At 43.6% G+C, this 16,841-nt stretch carries 15 protein-coding genes; 6 read left to right on the top strand and 9 right to left on the bottom strand.

Features of this window, described 5'->3' with window-relative positions:
• Positions 1-128: 128 nt before the first annotated feature.
• Positions 129-1,148, top strand: a complete 1,020-nt coding sequence (locus tag ACEZ3G_RS05065; RefSeq protein WP_432424357.1) for a GntR family transcriptional regulator — start codon at positions 129-131, stop codon at positions 1,146-1,148.
• Positions 1,149-1,215: 67 nt separating this feature from the next.
• Here the strand turns inward: ACEZ3G_RS05065 and ACEZ3G_RS05060 are convergent, their stop codons facing one another.
• Entirely contained in the window at positions 1,216-3,510 is a 2,295-nt protein-coding gene (locus ACEZ3G_RS05060) for a TonB-dependent receptor (protein WP_432424356.1), read from the bottom strand.
• Positions 3,511-3,585: 75 nt separating this feature from the next.
• Between ACEZ3G_RS05060 and ACEZ3G_RS05055 the strand changes: the two genes are divergently transcribed.
• Together ACEZ3G_RS05055 and ACEZ3G_RS05050 are read left to right on the top strand one after the other, a co-directional pair.
• On the top strand, positions 3,586-4,242 hold the full coding sequence (locus ACEZ3G_RS05055) for a metal-dependent transcriptional regulator (RefSeq protein WP_432424355.1): 657 nt from the start codon (positions 3,586-3,588) through the stop codon (positions 4,240-4,242).
• A 1-nt stretch (position 4,243) separates the two neighbouring features.
• Entirely contained in the window at positions 4,244-5,065 is an 822-nt protein-coding gene (locus ACEZ3G_RS05050) for a ZIP family metal transporter (protein ID WP_432424354.1), read from the top strand.
• Positions 5,066-5,093: 28 nt separating this feature from the next.
• On the opposite strand, the gene ACEZ3G_RS05045 is transcribed toward ACEZ3G_RS05050, so the two are convergent.
• The 7 genes from ACEZ3G_RS05045 to ACEZ3G_RS05015 form a co-directional block, all read right to left on the bottom strand.
• Entirely contained in the window at positions 5,094-6,410 is a 1,317-nt protein-coding gene (locus ACEZ3G_RS05045) for a DUF3570 domain-containing protein (protein WP_432424353.1), read from the bottom strand.
• A 16-nt stretch (positions 6,411-6,426) separates the two neighbouring features.
• Positions 6,427-6,639 carry a DUF4266 domain-containing protein gene (locus ACEZ3G_RS05040; protein WP_432424352.1) on the bottom strand — a complete coding sequence of 71 codons (213 nt, stop codon included), beginning with the start codon at positions 6,637-6,639 and terminating at the stop codon, positions 6,427-6,429.
• Entirely contained in the window at positions 6,636-7,616 is a 981-nt protein-coding gene (locus ACEZ3G_RS05035) for an FAD:protein FMN transferase (protein WP_432424351.1), read from the bottom strand. The genes ACEZ3G_RS05040 and ACEZ3G_RS05035 overlap by 4 nt, the downstream gene beginning before the upstream one ends.
• A gap of 1 nt (position 7,617) precedes the next feature.
• Entirely contained in the window at positions 7,618-8,061 is a 444-nt protein-coding gene (locus tag ACEZ3G_RS05030) for a thioredoxin family protein (protein WP_432424350.1), read from the bottom strand.
• A gap of 222 nt (positions 8,062-8,283) precedes the next feature.
• A complete protein-coding gene (locus tag ACEZ3G_RS05025) occupies positions 8,284-9,429 on the bottom strand; it encodes an efflux RND transporter periplasmic adaptor subunit (protein WP_432424349.1) in 1,146 nt (381 codons plus the stop codon).
• Between the two features lie 160 nt (positions 9,430-9,589).
• The gene (locus ACEZ3G_RS05020) at positions 9,590-13,918 is read right to left on the bottom strand and encodes a CusA/CzcA family heavy metal efflux RND transporter (protein WP_432424348.1); all 4,329 of its coding nucleotides are present in this window, start codon (positions 13,916-13,918) and stop codon (positions 9,590-9,592) included.
• A gap of 70 nt (positions 13,919-13,988) precedes the next feature.
• The gene (locus ACEZ3G_RS05015; RefSeq protein ID WP_432424347.1) at positions 13,989-14,387 is read right to left on the bottom strand and encodes a hypothetical protein; all 399 of its coding nucleotides are present in this window, start codon (positions 14,385-14,387) and stop codon (positions 13,989-13,991) included.
• A 211-nt stretch (positions 14,388-14,598) separates the two neighbouring features.
• On the opposite strand from ACEZ3G_RS05015, the gene ACEZ3G_RS05010 reads away from it, so the two are divergent.
• The 3 genes from ACEZ3G_RS05010 to ACEZ3G_RS05000 all read left to right on the top strand — a co-directional run bounded on the left by ACEZ3G_RS05010 (position 14,599) and on the right by ACEZ3G_RS05000 (position 15,977).
• Positions 14,599-15,042, top strand: coding sequence for a hypothetical protein (locus ACEZ3G_RS05010; RefSeq protein WP_432424346.1), 444 nt, complete (start codon positions 14,599-14,601; stop codon positions 15,040-15,042).
• 109 nt (positions 15,043-15,151) lie between these two features.
• Positions 15,152-15,523 carry a SnoaL-like domain-containing protein gene (locus ACEZ3G_RS05005; protein ID WP_432424345.1) on the top strand — a complete coding sequence of 124 codons (372 nt, stop codon included), beginning with the start codon at positions 15,152-15,154 and terminating at the stop codon, positions 15,521-15,523.
• Positions 15,524-15,590: 67 nt separating this feature from the next.
• Complete coding sequence (locus ACEZ3G_RS05000) at positions 15,591-15,977, top strand: DUF423 domain-containing protein (RefSeq protein WP_432424344.1); 387 nt, start codon at positions 15,591-15,593, stop codon at positions 15,975-15,977.
• Positions 15,978-16,129: 152 nt separating this feature from the next.
• Here ACEZ3G_RS05000 and ACEZ3G_RS04995 read toward each other — a convergent pair whose 3' ends face one another.
• Positions 16,130-16,840, bottom strand: a complete 711-nt coding sequence (locus tag ACEZ3G_RS04995; RefSeq protein ID WP_432424343.1) for a hypothetical protein — start codon at positions 16,838-16,840, stop codon at positions 16,130-16,132.
• Position 16,841 lies beyond the last annotated feature (1 nt).

Genomic DNA, 16,841 nt, shown 5'->3' with positions numbered 1-16,841 from the left:
GATAATAAAAATTTTTATCAACAATTCGTTGATAATTTAACAATTTGATCGAGTCTTTGTAAGATTGATAACGGAAGGCGAATTGCGCGCCGTAACATTAAGGCATGATTTGGACAACCTTTTAAGAAATGACACCCATTGTTGATAAAGTATTGAAATTAAAGGAAGATCATAGTCTTTCTAAGCACGAGCAGTTGGTGCAGGGTGTACTTTGGGGTATAGAGGACGGAACGCTCCCCATAGGTGAAAAGCTTCCATCGATCAATATGATGGTGCGTGAAATTGGGTATGCGAGAAAAACAATTGTGAAGGCCTATGAAGAATTGAAGGACAGAGGTTTAATTGAATCGGTCAAGCTAAAGGGCTATTATGTAGTGGGCCAAGACACGAACATTAAAATAAGGGTAGCACTTCTACTCTTTGCATTTCAGAGCTTTCAAGAGGATTTTTACAATACTTTCAGGAATTCCTTGGATGACAATTATCAAATCGATGTCTTCTTCCATCATGATAATATATCGTTATTCGAGACCATAACCTCGAACATCATCGGAAAATACGGAATGTATGTTATTGCGCCTATACAAGGTAAGACCGTACCTCATATTTTAAAGCGCATTCCGGCCGATAGGTTGCTATTGGTCGATAGGTATTTGTATTTGGGCCAGAGTTACTCCTTTGTTTGTCAAGAATTTGAAGAGGCAACCTATTCGTGTTTGTTAGAACTACTGCCCGATATAAGTACATATGAAAAAATGGTGTTGTTTTTTGATAATGAACATGATTATTCACCTGTCGGAATAAAAAAAGCGTTTCATAGGTTCTTGTCTGAATATGAGATAGAGGGTACTACAATGAATCGATACGTGCACGGCACCCTTAAAAAAAATACGTTATATTTTATTAAGGATGACTCGATGCTTTGGTATTTTTTAAAGGAATGTGTCGAAAAGAACTATGAGCTTGGTAAAGATTTGGGCATACTTTCCTTTGATGATAATGTCTCCAAGCAAATTGTCTTTGGCGGAATCACTACAATATCGACCAATTTTAACGAAATGGCCAAAATTGCGGCAAACTTTGTGAAGAACAAAAAGAAAATTCAGACGATACTGCCATTACAGCTCTTTCGACGCAATTCGGTTTAATGCACGTGGTTATGGTTTTCATAAAACCTTGGGTCTCTCTAGAATAGTTTCACTTGATGTTCATAGTTCAGTTCAAGCGATAGCGTATCCCTAAAAAACCTCTTATGCCCTGGTTAGGGCCGTAAACATATGACGGATCAAAAGTCAGTCCATAAGGGTTGTCGGCCGTGGCGACCACATCGCCATTGTCATCAAAGCTTACGTTTTTGTCGAATGGGTCGTTCGCACGGGCTATGATAAATTGATTTCCTTTATTCGGTGTCCAGTCCAATAGATTTTTGATACCACTATAGACCTCGAAGTTTTTTAATCCTTTATAGGTAAATTGAATGTTTTGAATGCTCCAAACTGGTGAATACTCATCCCTGGGGTCTTTTTCGCCCAAAGTCGGCAGACGCATGGGGCCATAAAGGTTTCCGGTATAATCGATGGCCAGGTGCAGATTTTTTAGGTCATATCCTAGATTCCAAGTGCCGGTATAGCCTTCGGTCAGAATTTGGCGTTGTGAGATACCCTTCTCGGTTTGGCGTACATCTTGAAAAGTGGCACCGATCAATAACTTGAATCCAGATGGGAACATGACGTCGATATTGGCGCTTACCCCTTGGGAAACCGATTTTCCCTCCAGATTATCATAAATAATCAAGTTGGGATCGGTATCGTAATCGGGCAAAATGGCATTGCTGAATCGGGTATAGAAAATAGAAGCATCCACACTTGCAAAAGTCCCATTGTCAGCATAGATTTTTTTCAGGTAGTTCAAGTTCAGGTTGAACGATCTTTCGGGTTTCAATGCTTCGGTAACCACAACCTCGCGTGCCCCGGTAAGTGCGGCATGCTCTTCGGTGAACAAGTTGACCACACGAAAACCTGTGCCGGCATTTAATCGTACAATATCGTTATCGGTCATTTTCCATCGATATGCGGATCTCGGGGTAACTATTGAACCATGCCTTTTATCATAATCGTACCGCATGCCGAGTAAAAGGGAATGCCTTTTGGCCAAGCTGATTTCATCTTGTACAAATACGCTCGGTATGATTACTTCATCGGGCAAAACCGTTGCGGTCGTGTTATCGTCATAATAATTATAGCGCAGGCCGGCTCCGAACAAAAGGTCATGGGCACCCCGTTTTTTGTCCCAGGTCAATTGCCCGAAACCGATTCGTTGGTCGGCCAAATAAGGGGTATCTCCGTACACCGAATTTTGGTTGTGGTCGTTATAGGAAAAAGAGAATAACACCTTTTCAATGATGGGCAGTTGGTATTTTCCTAAAACCTCCCATCTTCTAGTGTAGATACTTTCCCCGTAAATTTCATCGCCACCGCGAAACTTGGGTGTCCAGTGCATTTCGCCGCCCCATCGGTCTTCATAAAAAAAGCGTCCTGCAAGGGAAAGAATGCGATCGTTCTTGCGTTTAAAATTCCATTTTTGAAAAATCGAGATTCGATCTTGAAGGGTAAGATCGGTAAAATTGTCGCCATTGTTATCTATCGGTGTATCGTATTTAAAATAGTTTACGCCCAGTAACACGTCGGTTTTTTTGCCCAGATTTATTTTGGCACCCACGTCAAGATTGTATTCGCCCCAACCGGTCGCGAAACCATCGGCAAAGAAATCTGGGGCTTCCAAAGTACTTTTGGTAATGATATTGATCAAGCCGCCTACCGCTTCGCTGCCATATAGACTTGAGGCCGGGCCCTTCACGATCTCGATTTGGTCGATCAATGAATTGGGTATTCCCGAGAGTCCGTATACCGTGCCCAAACCACTGACGATGGGCATGCCGTCTATTAAAACCAGCGTGTAGGGGCCTTCCAATCCGTTGATATGAATGTCACCCGTATTGCATACATTACAATTGATCTGGGGCCGCACTCCGTTTACGGTCTGCAGGGCTTCAAAGAGATTTGGGGTCGGATTTTTTTTAAGGAAGGTTGGGCTGTACACTTCAACGGGTACAGGGCTTTCGGAACGCCGTACCGCTTTTAGGGTTCCGGTAACTACGGTTTCTTCCAATTGTTCGGAAACCGCTACCAATGCTATTTGAATTGTTTTTGTCTCACTGGCCGCCAATGTAATTTTTTTGGCATAGGGGCGGTACCCGAGCACGGTCGCTTTTAAGGTATATGTTCCCGCCTGAATTCCATCCAATGCGAAATTGCCGGTTTCGTCGGTAGCGGTACCTAAAGTGGTGCCCTCTAAAAATAGGTTGGCGTAGGGTATGGGATTACCGTCTTCCGAAATGTTTCCGTTAAGTCGGGCCGCCTGGGCATTTAGGCAAAAAGACCCCATAAACAGTAACGCAATACCGAAGAACGAACGGGATATTACTAAGGAGCTGTTGTTTAAGATTGGCATAAATTAATATTTAGACAAAACTAAATATTTGTTTTTAGCTATAAAAATGTATTTTTGTTAAACCAAAAAAATAGTATGACGCTTTCCGAAGAAGATTATATCAAGGCCATCTATCACTTGGGGAAAGGGGAAAATAAAACCGTTTCGACCAATGCCGTTGCCGAGCAGATGGAGACCAAACCTTCATCCGTTACCGACATGGTCAAAAAACTTTCGGAAAAGGGATTGGTCAATTACATACCGTACAAGGGGGTAAGTTTGACCGAATACGGACAAAAAACAGCGCTTTCGATTGTTAGGAAGCATCGGCTTTGGGAAGTTTTTTTGGTTGAGAAGCTTGATTTTTCGTGGGATGAGGTGCATGAGGTGGCAGAACAATTGGAGCATATCAAGAGCGAAAAATTAATTGATAGCCTTGACAGACATTTGGGCTTTCCACAGGTAGACCCGCATGGGGACCCCATTCCTTCTAAGAAGGGCGAGTTCAAGAAAGCGGTCAAAAAACTGCTGAACGAGGTGCCTATCGGTTCAAGTGGAATCTGTGTCGGGGTGAAGGATTCATCACCACCTTTTCTAAAGTTTTTGGACAAGCATAAAATTGCGCTCGGCGACAAGATTACCGTAATGGACAAAGAAGAGTTCGATGGATCTTTGCACATTAGGGTCAAAGAAGCCGACATTCATATATCGAATCTTATAGCGACCAATCTATATTTAAAAATAACGGAATAACATGGAACCAATAATCGATTATTTCGAATCTATCGACCCCATTTTGGCGGCGTTTTACGCTACGCTCTTTACATGGGGCTTGACAGCGACCGGTGCGGCCCTGGTCTTTTTGTTCAAAACGATGAACCGTGCCGTGCTTGACGGCATGTTGGGCTTTACGGGCGGGGTAATGGTGGCCGCAAGTTTTTGGAGCCTTCTGGCACCCGGTATCGAGATGAGTCCGGGCGAGGGGTTCGTAAAAGTAATCCCTGCAGCGGTCGGCTTTCTTTTGGGGGCCGCATTTATCTTCGGGTTGGATAAGATATTACCGCATTTGCACATTAATTTCAAGGAAAGCGAGGCTGAAGGCGTCAAAACGCCTTGGCACCGTACTACCCTTTTGACATTGGCCATAACCTTACATAATATTCCCGAAGGATTGGCGGTCGGGGTATTGTTCGGGGGTGTGGCCGCAGGTTTCGAAGGTGCCAGTATCGGGGGCGCCGTGGCATTGGCCCTGGGAATCGGGCTACAGAACTTTCCGGAAGGTTTTGCCGTGGCCATGCCCTTGCGACGGCAAGGTCTTACCCGCTGGAAAAGTTTTCTTTACGGGCAGGCTTCCGCAATCGTTGAACCTATTGCGGCGGTACTGGGCGCTTGGGCCGTTCTTACCTTTCAGCCGATTTTGCCCTATGCGCTTTCTTTTGCCGCCGGGGCCATGATCTTTGTGGTGGTAGAGGAAGTGATTCCCGAAACGCAGCAAGACCAATATACCGATATTGCGACCATGGGCTTTATCGGTGGCTTCATAATTATGATGGTCTTGGACGTAGGGTTGGGTTAAAATCCGAAATAAAACACAAACGAAAGATCTAGTCCATAACGAACTTTATGCCCAAGGTTGTGATGAAGGAACCAAAAGTGGTGTCACGATCATAGCGATAAAGCTTTAAATCGATACTTTTTAGGCCGAACTTCGAGATATGGAACTTGGTAAAGATATCGGTATACGAAAGCCCCAGTCCGAATTGGTTGGCCGTATATTTTGATAAGTCAAAGTCTGAAGTATAGAACACATCCGTTGATAAGTGCGTTTCAAAAGGTGCGAAATAATCGGCCGCCGATTGATTGTAAAACCGATAATTGGGGTACACGGTAAATTGATCCGACAGTTTTATGGGCACTTCGAGACTGGCCGTGTGAGACCTTATGCCCCAGTCATCAAAATAATAGCGGTAATAGGTTCTTAACGCGATGGTTTCGTTCAGAAACCAATTGAGACGGCCCCCCAAGGCGATCTTGAATCTTGAATCTGGCAATTGTTCAATGTCATCGGCCAATTGGAAATTTTCGATAAACGAGTCGGCCACATCATTAAAATAGACACGTTGAAAGGGAGTGGAGAGTAGTCCGGTCTGGTTAACGAAATCAAGCGATAGCGAACCTTGAACATTTTTGTGCAGAATTTGCGAAAACCCCAGGCCAAGCGCATATGATCTGCGGTTTTCATCGTCGAACTCGTTAAAATCGGGATTGTAATTTACGTTTCCGGTAATCTCATCGGGACGAAAAAATCCGATACCGTTATTGCCGAAGGGACGTAGTTCAATCGGGTAAATGGCGTTCCATTTATCGAGAAACACATTGGCATTTATACTCAGTTCGGTATTCTTTTCATTGAATAGTTTGGCATAACTTCCTCCAAAACCCACGGAAAAATAATCGTATTCAGAAGATACCGAAAGCTTGACCGACACAATATTGTTCCTGTCATCTGAACTATGTGAATAATTACCGGTAAAGTTGACCCATGTATCTGATTGAGACGCCCCGGAACTAGCCACAAAAGGGTCGGCCTGATTGCGGTCGTCGAACGGATCAACATTGCTCGACGAAGCCGAAGTATAGGCAGAAATACTGGCATCGATGGTCAAGACATCGTCTTCGTTCAAGGGTATCGAAAGCACAACGGTTCCGACCAGATCGGTCAGTTCTTCGGTGCCAACACCGCCGCTTACGGCTGCGTTATCGCCATTTTGGGTATAATAGCTCGATAGAAAATCGATCTCTGGGGTTTCGAGCACACGTTTCTTATAAGTCTGTTCGGGATCATCTTGACCTGACTGGGAAAAACCCATTAACGCTACCCCAAGGAAAGATGTGCAAAATAATGTTCTTATCAGTTTCATTCGAATAATGTTCGTTTCAATTACAGCCACAGCCACCTCCTGTTTTTCCGCCATTGGCACCCACGGCGGCTTCGCGGTACGAGTGCGCGATAGTTACGTTGTGGTCGCACAATTTCTCGGAAAGTGCCATATCGGGATCATTGAGGTTTACTTTTTCGTATTCCTTGACCACTACACAGCTTCCAAAGGAACATGTGGCTACAAAAGCGATAAAAATCCGTTTTATCATGGTTTTGCTATTTTAATGTTTTTGGATGTAAAAATATTGCCTTTGTCATCGATGATAACGCATTCGATTTTTGGCATCTGATCGATCCTGTCCAGACCTATTTCTTTTCCCATTACAAAAACCGAGGTGGCCAGGGCATCGGCCAATTCAGCTTTTGGGGCGAAGACCGTAACGCTCGAAACTCCACTTGAGGGATATCCCGTTCTCGGGTCGATAATATGGGAATACCTTTTTCCATTGAAATTGACGAACTTCTCATAATTGCCCGAAGTCACTACGGCCCCTTCCGAAATCGGAAGCAACGCAAAGGCTTCCTGCTTGTTCATGGGGTTGGTGATGGCCACTTGCCAAGCTTCCCCATTAGGTTGCTTTCCCCATGTATTCATATCCCCCGACGCATTGATAATACCGGAAAGGACTCCTTTTTCCATTAACAGCGCCTTGGCCCGATCTGCCGCATACCCTTTTCCGATAGCGCCGAAACCGATTTTCATGTCCGGGAGTTTCAGGAAAACGGTACGATTGGCCTTGTCGAGTTCGATATTTTTATAGCCTACCCGCGCCACGGAAGCCTTAATATCATTTTCATTGGGCATTTTGGTCATCGATCCGTCGAATTTCCAGATCTGGTCCATTGAGGCGTAAGTAATATCAAAGGCACCATCGGTCAGTTTTGAAATGCCATTGGCCCGTTCGATCAAATCGAACAGTTCAGGGGCGACTTTAACGGGATGTTTCCCGGCATTTCTATTGATCTGAGAGGTTTGCGAATCGGGATCCCATGAAGAGATAAGTTTTTCTATGCGACTGATTTCCGATACTGCCGTGTCGATATATGAATTGCCGATTTCGGCATTTTTCGCGGTCACGGTAATCTCGAACCGACTGCCCATAGCCTTGAACACCCGTTTAAATGATTCTTGCGGACTGCAATGTACCCAGGCAAGTAAAAAGAGCGTACAGAATAAGTGTTTCAAATCAATCGGTAAATGAATTCAAAATTGCTATATATTTTTCAGGAGTGGTTTTTTTGTAGCTGGTCTCGCCGAGAACATTTCCTTCATGGTCCATGACCACCACAAAAGGAAACACTCCTCTTTGGTTGTACTTTTCAGCCAGTTTGGCATTGGACGCTTTTTGCGCTTCGGGCAAGGCATTCCCTTTTTTTCTTGGGAAATCTGCCTGTACCATCACATAGTGTTCTTTGGCATATTTCTTAAAAACGTCTGTACTCCATACCTCTCGATCCAACTTAATACAGGGCGCACACCAATCGGAACCTTGAAAAACAAGGATCAAGGTCTTGTTTTCTTTTTTTGCCAAGACTTTTGCCACATTGAAATCGGTCTTCCAATCTTGGGCATTGCCCATATTCAATGCAAAAATGGTGAACAAAAGAAAGGTCATAAACTTAGTTGTCATATTCTGTGTCTGTTTTAACAGGTATGTTTTAGTCAAGAATAGTGCCATTTACTTTCAAAAGGATTTATTATTTGAATATCCGTAATAGATTATGTGCTGTCACCTCGAGCGCAGTCGAGAGGTTATTGGACTTAATGAATTTAAAATGAGGTCTCGACTGCGCTCGACCGGACGTTGAAATTGTTTTCATGTTCGATACGGATAATCCGTTTATTACGAAGACTATTCCCCAAGCAAATCAAAAGCCCCCTTGGTCAAAAATTTCGTTTGATCTGACCTCTGTCGTATATTCTCGATAACGGTGAAATTGCCGAAATTATTACCGAGTTCCACTTCAAGTTGTTTAAAATAGAGCATATTGTTTTCTTCCTTTTCGAGAACGAGCACATAGTTGATATTGTCTACCGCCACTATGGCTTCGGAAGGAAGGGCCATTGCGGTAATATTGTCCACTGCAATTTCGGCCTCGACGAACATACCGGTCAAAAAATTGTTTTTCGATTCATCCTTGAGATGACCGTGTACTTTGATAGTTCTGTTTTCTTCGATTGACGTGCCGATCAGGTGTACTTCTGCCTCAAAGATCTCCGGTGAAGCTTCAGGGATCCTAAACCGGATATCCTGCCCTTTTTTGACTTTCATAATGTCTTTTTCAAAGACCGATAGTTCTAGATGAATATGGCCGTTATCGATGATTTCCAATATTGGTGAGGCAGGTGAGACATAGGTGCCCTTGGTCACGTTCACTTTTGTGATGCTTCCGTTGATCGGTGCATAAACCGTGGCGATCGAGGTGATATTTCCCTTTTCAACTTCAGAAGGTGAAATATTGAGCATGGTCAGTTGTTTTCGCAATCCGTTGTATTTGGCGTTGGCGGTTTTATATTCACTTTCTGACTTCAAAAAACTTTTTTGCGAAGTAATGTTTTCGTCCATCAAGGTTTTTTGGCGATCGTATTCCGATTTTAGATAGGCCATTTGCTGTTTTATTTCCATATATTCTTGTTGCAACGTAACGAATTCAGGATTTTCGATCGTGACCAAAACCTGTCCTTTTTTTACAACATCACCGATGAGCAAGGGAGTTTTGCTGATATAACCGCCCATTTTGGCACTGACCACCGCTTTATTTTCCGGGGGCACGTCGATCATACCGTTCGTTCGGATGCTTACAGGAAATGACTTTTCTTCTAAAGTACCCAAGGCCATGCCGTTTTTTTCAAATTGTTCCCGAGTCAATTGAATGCCGTCGAATGATTCTGCTGAATTTTCAGATAGTATTTGGGCATTCTTCTTTTCGACCTCACCACAACTGGTAAGCATTATGGCCAATAAAAGGACGAGGGGTATGTTGTTGTACTTTTTCACACGTTTAAAATTTTATAATTAAGTGATTTTAAGATAATTAGAAAATTGAGAACGCGTGCAACCACTTCGCTGCGCTTCGTTCTCGCAGTAAAAATTTTAAACATCTCCTTTTGTGAAGAAATTTTTAAAATTTTTAATGTTCGTTTCATGATGATTCATTTTATAGACTTAAATAATTGAGTTCAATAACCGTTTGGTTATATCGATTTAGATTGTCAAGCCAGTCGAGCCTTATTTCATAGGCATTTTCGATGCTATGTATATATTGAAAGAAATCCATTTCGCCATTTTTAAAACTTCCGTTGGCGGTTTTTAAGATTTCATTCGATAGTTCATTGCCCTCGGTTTCATAATAATCAAGCGCATTGGCGTAACTTTTAAATTGTCTTTGAAGTTCCGTATAACGTGCTTTAAGCAGTATTTCATATTCTTTGGATCGTGCCATTGCCATTTCTTCCTCGATTTTGGATGCCTTGATCCGTGAAGCATTTCCCCCGAAAAATAATGGGATTTTCAGTCCTGCCTGATAGCCGTACAAATTTCCATTGACCGCGCTATTCGTACCTTGAAAGTAATTAAGGCTGATATCGGGCAACAGTTTTTGCGTTTCGTGTTGCCGTTTGGCCTTGGCCAGTTCGATGGTGTTTTTGGAAAATGCTATTTCGGCGGTTTCCTCAATATTGATTGATCTTAGGGGAATTTTATCCAACACCCCCACCAAAATGGTTATTTCTTCGGGGCCTTGAATTTTGGACATGAGGTTACTTCGGGCGATGGCAACGTCTTGTTGAGCTTTTTCCAAGGCGATTTGAAGTTGTCGCTGTTTTGAGGAAGCGGTTATTTTTTCCAGGTAATTGGTTTCCCCCAATTCAAAGCGACGTTCGGCCATCTGCGCGAAATTTTGGTAGAGACTGTCCAAACGCCTATAGATGTTTTCCTTTTCGACAGCGTATCCATATTGGTAGTAGGCCGCGGTAACTTGTCGCTTCAATGCTTTTTCCATTATTTCGAAACCGCTCGACGTCATGGCGTGACCGGCCCTGTTTACTTTTTTGCGTGCGAAATAAACCGTAGGAAACAAGAAGTCTTGCTGAACGCCCAAAACGTTCAGCGGCAGATTGCCGACCGAGAGATTGTTCTGGTCATAGTGATAGTATAGCGCGGTCTTATCGAAATCGAAGGCGCTTCCGATCATAGCCTTCGCATGCGCTTTGTTCAGGCTTTCGGCTTTTAATCCCGCATTGTTCTCAATGGCAAGGTCGATTAGTTCTTCAAGGCCCAATGCCTTTTTCTGGGCGTTGCCTACGACCGGTGAGGCCAGTCCGGCCAATATCACGATTGCCCCCATTGTTTTAAGGGGCCTAACCTTAAAACCACGCCTTTTGTATATGGCATACAATACCGGAAGTACGACCAAGGTCAGAAGCGTCGCTGTAATGAGCCCACCTATGACCACGGTCGCCAAAGGGCGTTGCACTTCGGCACCGGCACTTGTTGAAATCGCCATGGGCAAAAAACCCAGGGCCGCTGCCGAAGCTGTCAACAGCACGGCACGCAGGCGATCTTGTGCGCCTTGTTTGATCAGGGTTTCCATATCGTCAAAACGTTTTTTTTCGAGTTCCTTAAAATGTTCGATGAGTACGATACCGTTCAGTACGGCAATGCCAAAGAGTGCTATAAACCCGACCCCGGCAGAAATACTAAAGGGCATATTTCGGATCCACAATAATAATACCCCGCCCACCGCAGCCAACGGGATCGCAGAATAGATAAGCAATGCCTCGGTAACGGAATTAAAGGCGAAATAAAGTAAAATAAAGATGAGCAGTAATGCGATGGGCACGGCGGCCAACAAACGCGACTTTGCGCTTTGCAGGTTTTCGAACTGACCACCGTAGGTAATCGTGTAGCCAATGGGAAGCCGCACATTTTCGTTGATCAACTGTTGCACATCATCAACGACCGATTGCAGATCGCGGTCACGTACGTTGATACCCACTACGATTCTTCGTTTGGTGTCGTCACGCGAAATTTTGGCCGCCCCCTTCTGATAACTGATATCGGCCAACTCGCTAAGCAGGATTTTCCCCCCTGAGGGAACATCTACGTACAAATTCCTTAGGTTCTCGATATCCTTGCGACGCTCTTGATCTAGGCGAACGACCATATCGAATCTTTTTTCACCTTCGAAAACGCTGCCGACCGTGCGTCCGGCAAAGCCCATGGAGACCATTTGGTTCAGGTCTTGCACATTGAGTCCGTAACGGGCAATTTTGGCCCTATCGTATTTCACGTTCATCTGCGGAAGGCCCACGATCTTTTCAACCGAGATATCGGCCGCCCCTTGAACGTCTTTGATAAGTTCTTTGATCTCATTTCCCTTTTTACTTAAAATATCAAGGTCTTCCCCGAAAATCTTGATGGCGATATCGGCCCGTACCCCGGTAATCAGTTCATTGAAGCGCATCTCTATGGGCTGCGTAAATTCGACCTCCATATTGGGGATAATGGCCAAGGCTTCCTTGAATTTATTGGCGAGTTCATCTTTGCTCTTGGCAGAAACCCATTCGCGTTTAGGTTTCAAAACAATGATAACATCACTTTCTTCCATCGACATGGGATCCGTCGGTACTTCGGCCGCACCGATCCGTGTAACCACTTGTTTGACCTCGGGAAATTGGTCCAGCAGGATCGTTTCGATACGGGTCGTGGTTTCAATGGTTTTTTCCAAGGAGGTGCCTGTTTTCAAAACCGGTTGTATCACAAAGTCACCTTCATCCAAGGTCGGAACAAATTCGCCTCCCATCCTTGAGAAAAGAAAAACGGTCAAAACGAGCAAAAGCATAGCTACGGTAAGCACCAGAGTCTTACTTCGCATGGCCCAATCGATTATGGGCGTGTAACGGGCATTGAGCCAATTCATTAAACGTACCGAAATGTTTTTTCCAGAGGGTTTTTCGGGTTTAAGGAATAGCGAGGCCACAACAGGAACATAGGTAAAACATAAAATCATTGCCCCGATCAACGCAAAACTGAATGTCAATGCCATCGGTTTGAACATTTTGCCTTCGACACCGCTTAACGAAAGAATGGGAATAAATACGATCAAGATGATCAATTGCCCAAAAATTGCGGAATTCATCATTTTCGTAGCGCTTTTTATAGTGATGGCATCCTTTTCTACCTGCAGTTCGTTTGCGGGCAAGTTCGACAGTTTTGCACTTTTCGAAGTTATCTGAAAAGCGATGAACTCGACAATAATTACGGCTCCGTCGATAATGATACCAAAATCGATCGCGCCCAGACTCATCAGGTTGGCATCGACCCCGAAAATGTACATAAGCGATAGCGCAAAAAGCAAACAAAGCGGTATTACCGATGCTACCACTAGTCCGGATCGGAGATTTCCCAAAAGCAGCACTACCACAAAAATTACGATGAGACATCCTAAAATTAGGTTTTCGGCCACTGTCGAGGTGGTTTTGGCGATAAGTTCGCTACGATCTAGAAAGGCATTGATGAAAACCCCTTCGGGCAGTGTTTTAGAGATGGCCGCTACACGTTCGTTGACGGCGTCGATGACCTTTTTTGAATTGGCATTTTTGAGCATCATGACCTGGCCGAGTACCTTTTCGCCCTCACCATTTCCGGTTATGGCACCGAATCGTGCGGCACTGCCATACCCCACATCGGCTACATCTTTAATATAGACAGGAATGCCATTTTTGTTGGTGACAACGATATTTTTAATGTCTTCAAGGCTTTCGACCAATCCTTCGCCCCTAATAAAATAGGCTTGATTTACCTTTTCGATATAACCTCCCCCGGCTACATTGTTGTTTTTTTCCAAAGCCGTAAATACATCTTGTGCGGTTATATTCATGGCATTCAACTTCTCGGTTCTTATGGCAACTTCGTACTGCTTTAAAAACCCGCCCCAAGTATTTACTTCGACCACACCGGGAATGCCCGACAATTGTCTTTTTACGATCCAATCTTGGATCGTACGAAGTTCCATGGCGTCATAGCGGTCTTCGTAACCTGGTTTGACATCAAGAATGTATTGGTAGATTTCACCCAGCCCTGTGGTAATGGGTCCCATTTCGGGTGTTCCGAATCCTTCGGGAATTTTTTCCGAAGCTGATTTTATTTTTTCGGCGATCAATTGCCGGGGCAGATAGGTGCCCAATTCGTCATCGAAAACGATAGTGACCACTGAAAGCCCGAATTTCGAAATGGAACGAATTTCTTGCACTCCCGGCAAATTCGCCATTTCGAGTTCGACAGGATAGGTAATGAACTGCTCCATATCCTGTGTGGAAAGATTGCGCGAGGTCGTAATGACCTGAACTTGATTGTTCGTTACATCGGGCACGGCCCCGATGGAAATCTGGGTAAGCGAGTAAATTCCGAACCCAATTATAAAAGCGGTGAACAAGATCACAATGAACTTGTTACGAATACTGAAATTGATAATGTTCGACAACATAATCCATAGAAAGATTAATTAAAGAAAACACGCACGCGTAAAGTGCCGTGCTAAGAAAATCTAAAGTGGATCATACATGCCGGGGCGGCTGAAAAAGCCCTTCTTGGGCAAGCGAGTGGTAAGATGCCAAATAAAAGTAATCTGACCTAGTATCGGGCACGCAGACCATTTCCAAAGGATACTGTGTCATTTGGTTCAAGACGAAAACGGATAGGGATATTGTCTGACATTGGTGCTGAAAAGGCAGCTGCTCATGATCTTCTTTTTCTTCTTGATGCTTTTGGCTATGTTCGGCCTTGAGCTCACCATAATGTTTCGAGACAAAAACAAAGAAATTGTCTCCATATTCCTCCGCATGGAATTGGGCATGCTCTATCAATTCATCTATTTCTGCAAGATCGCTGAAATGAATGTTGAAACTCTGGATCAAGATGAGCAGGGCAACCGATATGGAGACTATTTTTGTCATAAAAAACACATCTAAAGATACGGTTTTTACAAAAACCACCGTTAAGGCAGTATATTCTTTATTTGAATATTGGTATAAGCGATACTAACAGAAAGAAGTTCAAACATTTTTGAAATGTTGTTTTCAGTATCTTTAATGGATGATTACAAGAATAGAGATTTCCATGACCGAAGAACATTTTTGTTTCTATATGACGCCCTCACCCTAAAATATGGCAACTAAAAAAAGACATTGGTTATGGAATATGTTGGCCATCATCACGGTCATTGTCTGTGTATTGGTGCTATCGGCCCATTTCAAGAACTGGACCAAGGTTAAACCCGATCAACTGCAAATCTTATCAGGGTTTTATTATAAGGAAATAAAGTATTCAGACCTTGACAGTATATTGATGGTAGAACGCATTCCACCTATGGAGAGACTAAACGGGTTTTCGGCCTTTGACAAGGGAAAAGGCATTTATCGGGAGTTCAAGGATTCGCTTACCGATAAAAAAGTCTATGTTTTTGTCGATAATTTTTCGAACCAAAAAATAAGATTGGTCAAAAAGGATGCCTCCCAACTCTTCGTCAATCTGAAGGATTCGACGGAAACAGCCGATCTTTTTCGATTCCTGCACACGAAAATGGAAGAGAGCACGGCATTGAACCAATGATGGCTCGTCAAAAGGAGGTGTAAATTCCAATATGGTCTTGAGACCCCTTGCCAATTACCGTCATATGTTGTACTTTTTCCTTTTCAATTAATCAATTAAAAAACGAAAAATGGAAACCAAGGAAATCGCTGAAAAATTGGTCGCATGGTGCAAACAAGGGGATTTTGAAAAACCCTATCAAGAATTGTACAGCCCTAAAATAATAAGTATCGAGAACGATGGTAAAAGTGAAGGTGGTCGGGTAGAAGGCTTTGAAGGAATACAGCAGAAAGGCGAATGGTGGACTGAAAATTTCGAGGTACATGATACGAAGGTTTCCGACCCTATCGTTGCGGACAATTGGTTTTCGGTAAAATTTGAAATGGATACCACGCATAAGCCGTCGGGCATGCGCTCAACAACCTCAGAAATTGCGGTATATCAAGTCAAAGATGGCAAGATCGTAAAAGAACAGTTTTTCTATGACGAACCGGAGCAATAACCTTGTGCCATAATCAATGCGTCTCACTTTTTAGGTCGATTTTTTGAACTTTAGATTGGAATAAGACATGGTTCTTCTTGTACAATTTGTAGGGGCTTTGTATGGCCTTTTGGCCATCGTTTTCGGGGCTTTTGGTGCCCATGCGCTTCAGAAATCGTTTACCGCAGAGCTGCTTAAAAGTTTTGAGACCGGGGTAAAATATCAAATGTACCATGCCCTGTTACTTTTGGTAATAGGGTTCAATTTTAATTTGGAAACTACCCTGGAAAAGAGCATGGCCTATTGTTTTATGGTCGGCACATTTCTCTTTTCGTTCAGTATTTACGGGCTTACGCTCAGTGCCTCAAAGGGCCGGAAACTAAAATTTCTGGGGCCAGTCACTCCCTTGGGCGGATTGCTCTTGGCATTCGGGTGGGGATTGCTACTGTATCTTTTTATCAAGAATGTCGTTTGACCAGATCAAATGGCTTAAAGCTTTCCAGTTTATTTTCGAAATCAAATCGATCAGGGGTATATGGAAGGTCAGAAGACAGCCGCAAGGGGCCTATCGTCATATGAAAGTACCTTCTGACCTTACAAATATGATTGTTTTACCAGTGGCAGCATCTAAAGCCTTAGGTACATATTGCCATTAATGGTATTCAAACGAAGTCGATTCTTGCCATCGGCGGTGCGACCCGATATCTTTTGCCCGACGTGGCGATCCGTAGCATCGAATTTCAGCTTTTCATCGGCGTAGATATTTCCGTGGATGGTCTCCGCGACAAGGTCGGCATTTATCATTTTAAGGTCGATGGCCCCATTTATCGTGCTGAGGTCAAGGTTGCCCTTATACGCTTTTATATCGATATCACCGTTGATGAGGTCGGCCGTAAAATCGCCTTCGATGACCTCTGATTTGAGACTCCCGTTGATGCTGCTTACCTTGAAACGGGAATTTTTTGGCAAATAGACGGTGTAGTTGAATTCATATTCATCGCCCCTATGAAAATAGCGCTTCTTTTTACCATATTTTTCTTCATAATCGTCCCAAATCTTTTTGAAAATCTTCTCCGAGTTTGTGCCGATGTCAATGGTAGAGCTGCCTTCGTCGATGTTCAATTCAAACATATCTTCATATTTTTCCTCTTCCATAGAGATATCGGCCTTGACATATACCGAAGCTTTGTCCCAGGTCTTGACTTCGATTTCCGAAGCGAATTTCAATTCGATATCGATATACTGATTTTTATAATCGATGTTCTTTTCAATGACCTTTTGGGCATTGGCCCCGAGGCTGATGAGGCCCGCTGTTAGTATGATCGCTAAATTTCTCATA

This window comes from Meishania litoralis (assembly GCF_042611095.1).
GTDB classification, from domain to species: Bacteria; Bacteroidota; Bacteroidia; order Flavobacteriales; family Flavobacteriaceae; genus Meishania; species Meishania litoralis.
This window is presented reverse-complemented; position numbering and strand designations above follow the sequence as displayed.

What these genes read in the sequence shown, in the direction of transcription:
- ACEZ3G_RS05065 (WP_432424357.1), top strand. Translation starts at nt 129, where the DNA reads ATGACACCCATTGTTGATAAAGTATTGAAATTAAAGGAAGATCATAGT.
- ACEZ3G_RS05060 (WP_432424356.1), bottom strand. Translation starts at nt 3,510, where the DNA reads ATGCCAATCTTAAACAACAGCTCCTTAGTAATATCCCGTTCGTTCTTC.
- ACEZ3G_RS05055 (WP_432424355.1), top strand. Translation starts at nt 3,586, where the DNA reads ATGACGCTTTCCGAAGAAGATTATATCAAGGCCATCTATCACTTGGGG.
- ACEZ3G_RS05050 (WP_432424354.1), top strand. Translation starts at nt 4,244, where the DNA reads ATGGAACCAATAATCGATTATTTCGAATCTATCGACCCCATTTTGGCG.
- ACEZ3G_RS05045 (WP_432424353.1), bottom strand. Translation starts at nt 6,410, where the DNA reads ATGAAACTGATAAGAACATTATTTTGCACATCTTTCCTTGGGGTAGCG.
- ACEZ3G_RS05040 (WP_432424352.1), bottom strand. Translation starts at nt 6,639, where the DNA reads ATGATAAAACGGATTTTTATCGCTTTTGTAGCCACATGTTCCTTTGGA.
- ACEZ3G_RS05030 (WP_432424350.1), bottom strand. Translation starts at nt 8,061, where the DNA reads ATGACAACTAAGTTTATGACCTTTCTTTTGTTCACCATTTTTGCATTG.
- ACEZ3G_RS05020 (WP_432424348.1), bottom strand. Translation starts at nt 13,918, where the DNA reads ATGTTGTCGAACATTATCAATTTCAGTATTCGTAACAAGTTCATTGTG.
- ACEZ3G_RS05015 (WP_432424347.1), bottom strand. Translation starts at nt 14,387, where the DNA reads ATGACAAAAATAGTCTCCATATCGGTTGCCCTGCTCATCTTGATCCAG.
- ACEZ3G_RS05010 (WP_432424346.1), top strand. Translation starts at nt 14,599, where the DNA reads ATGGCAACTAAAAAAAGACATTGGTTATGGAATATGTTGGCCATCATC.
- ACEZ3G_RS05005 (WP_432424345.1), top strand. Translation starts at nt 15,152, where the DNA reads ATGGAAACCAAGGAAATCGCTGAAAAATTGGTCGCATGGTGCAAACAA.
- ACEZ3G_RS05000 (WP_432424344.1), top strand. Translation starts at nt 15,591, where the DNA reads ATGGTTCTTCTTGTACAATTTGTAGGGGCTTTGTATGGCCTTTTGGCC.
- ACEZ3G_RS04995 (WP_432424343.1), bottom strand. Translation starts at nt 16,840, where the DNA reads ATGAGAAATTTAGCGATCATACTAACAGCGGGCCTCATCAGCCTCGGG.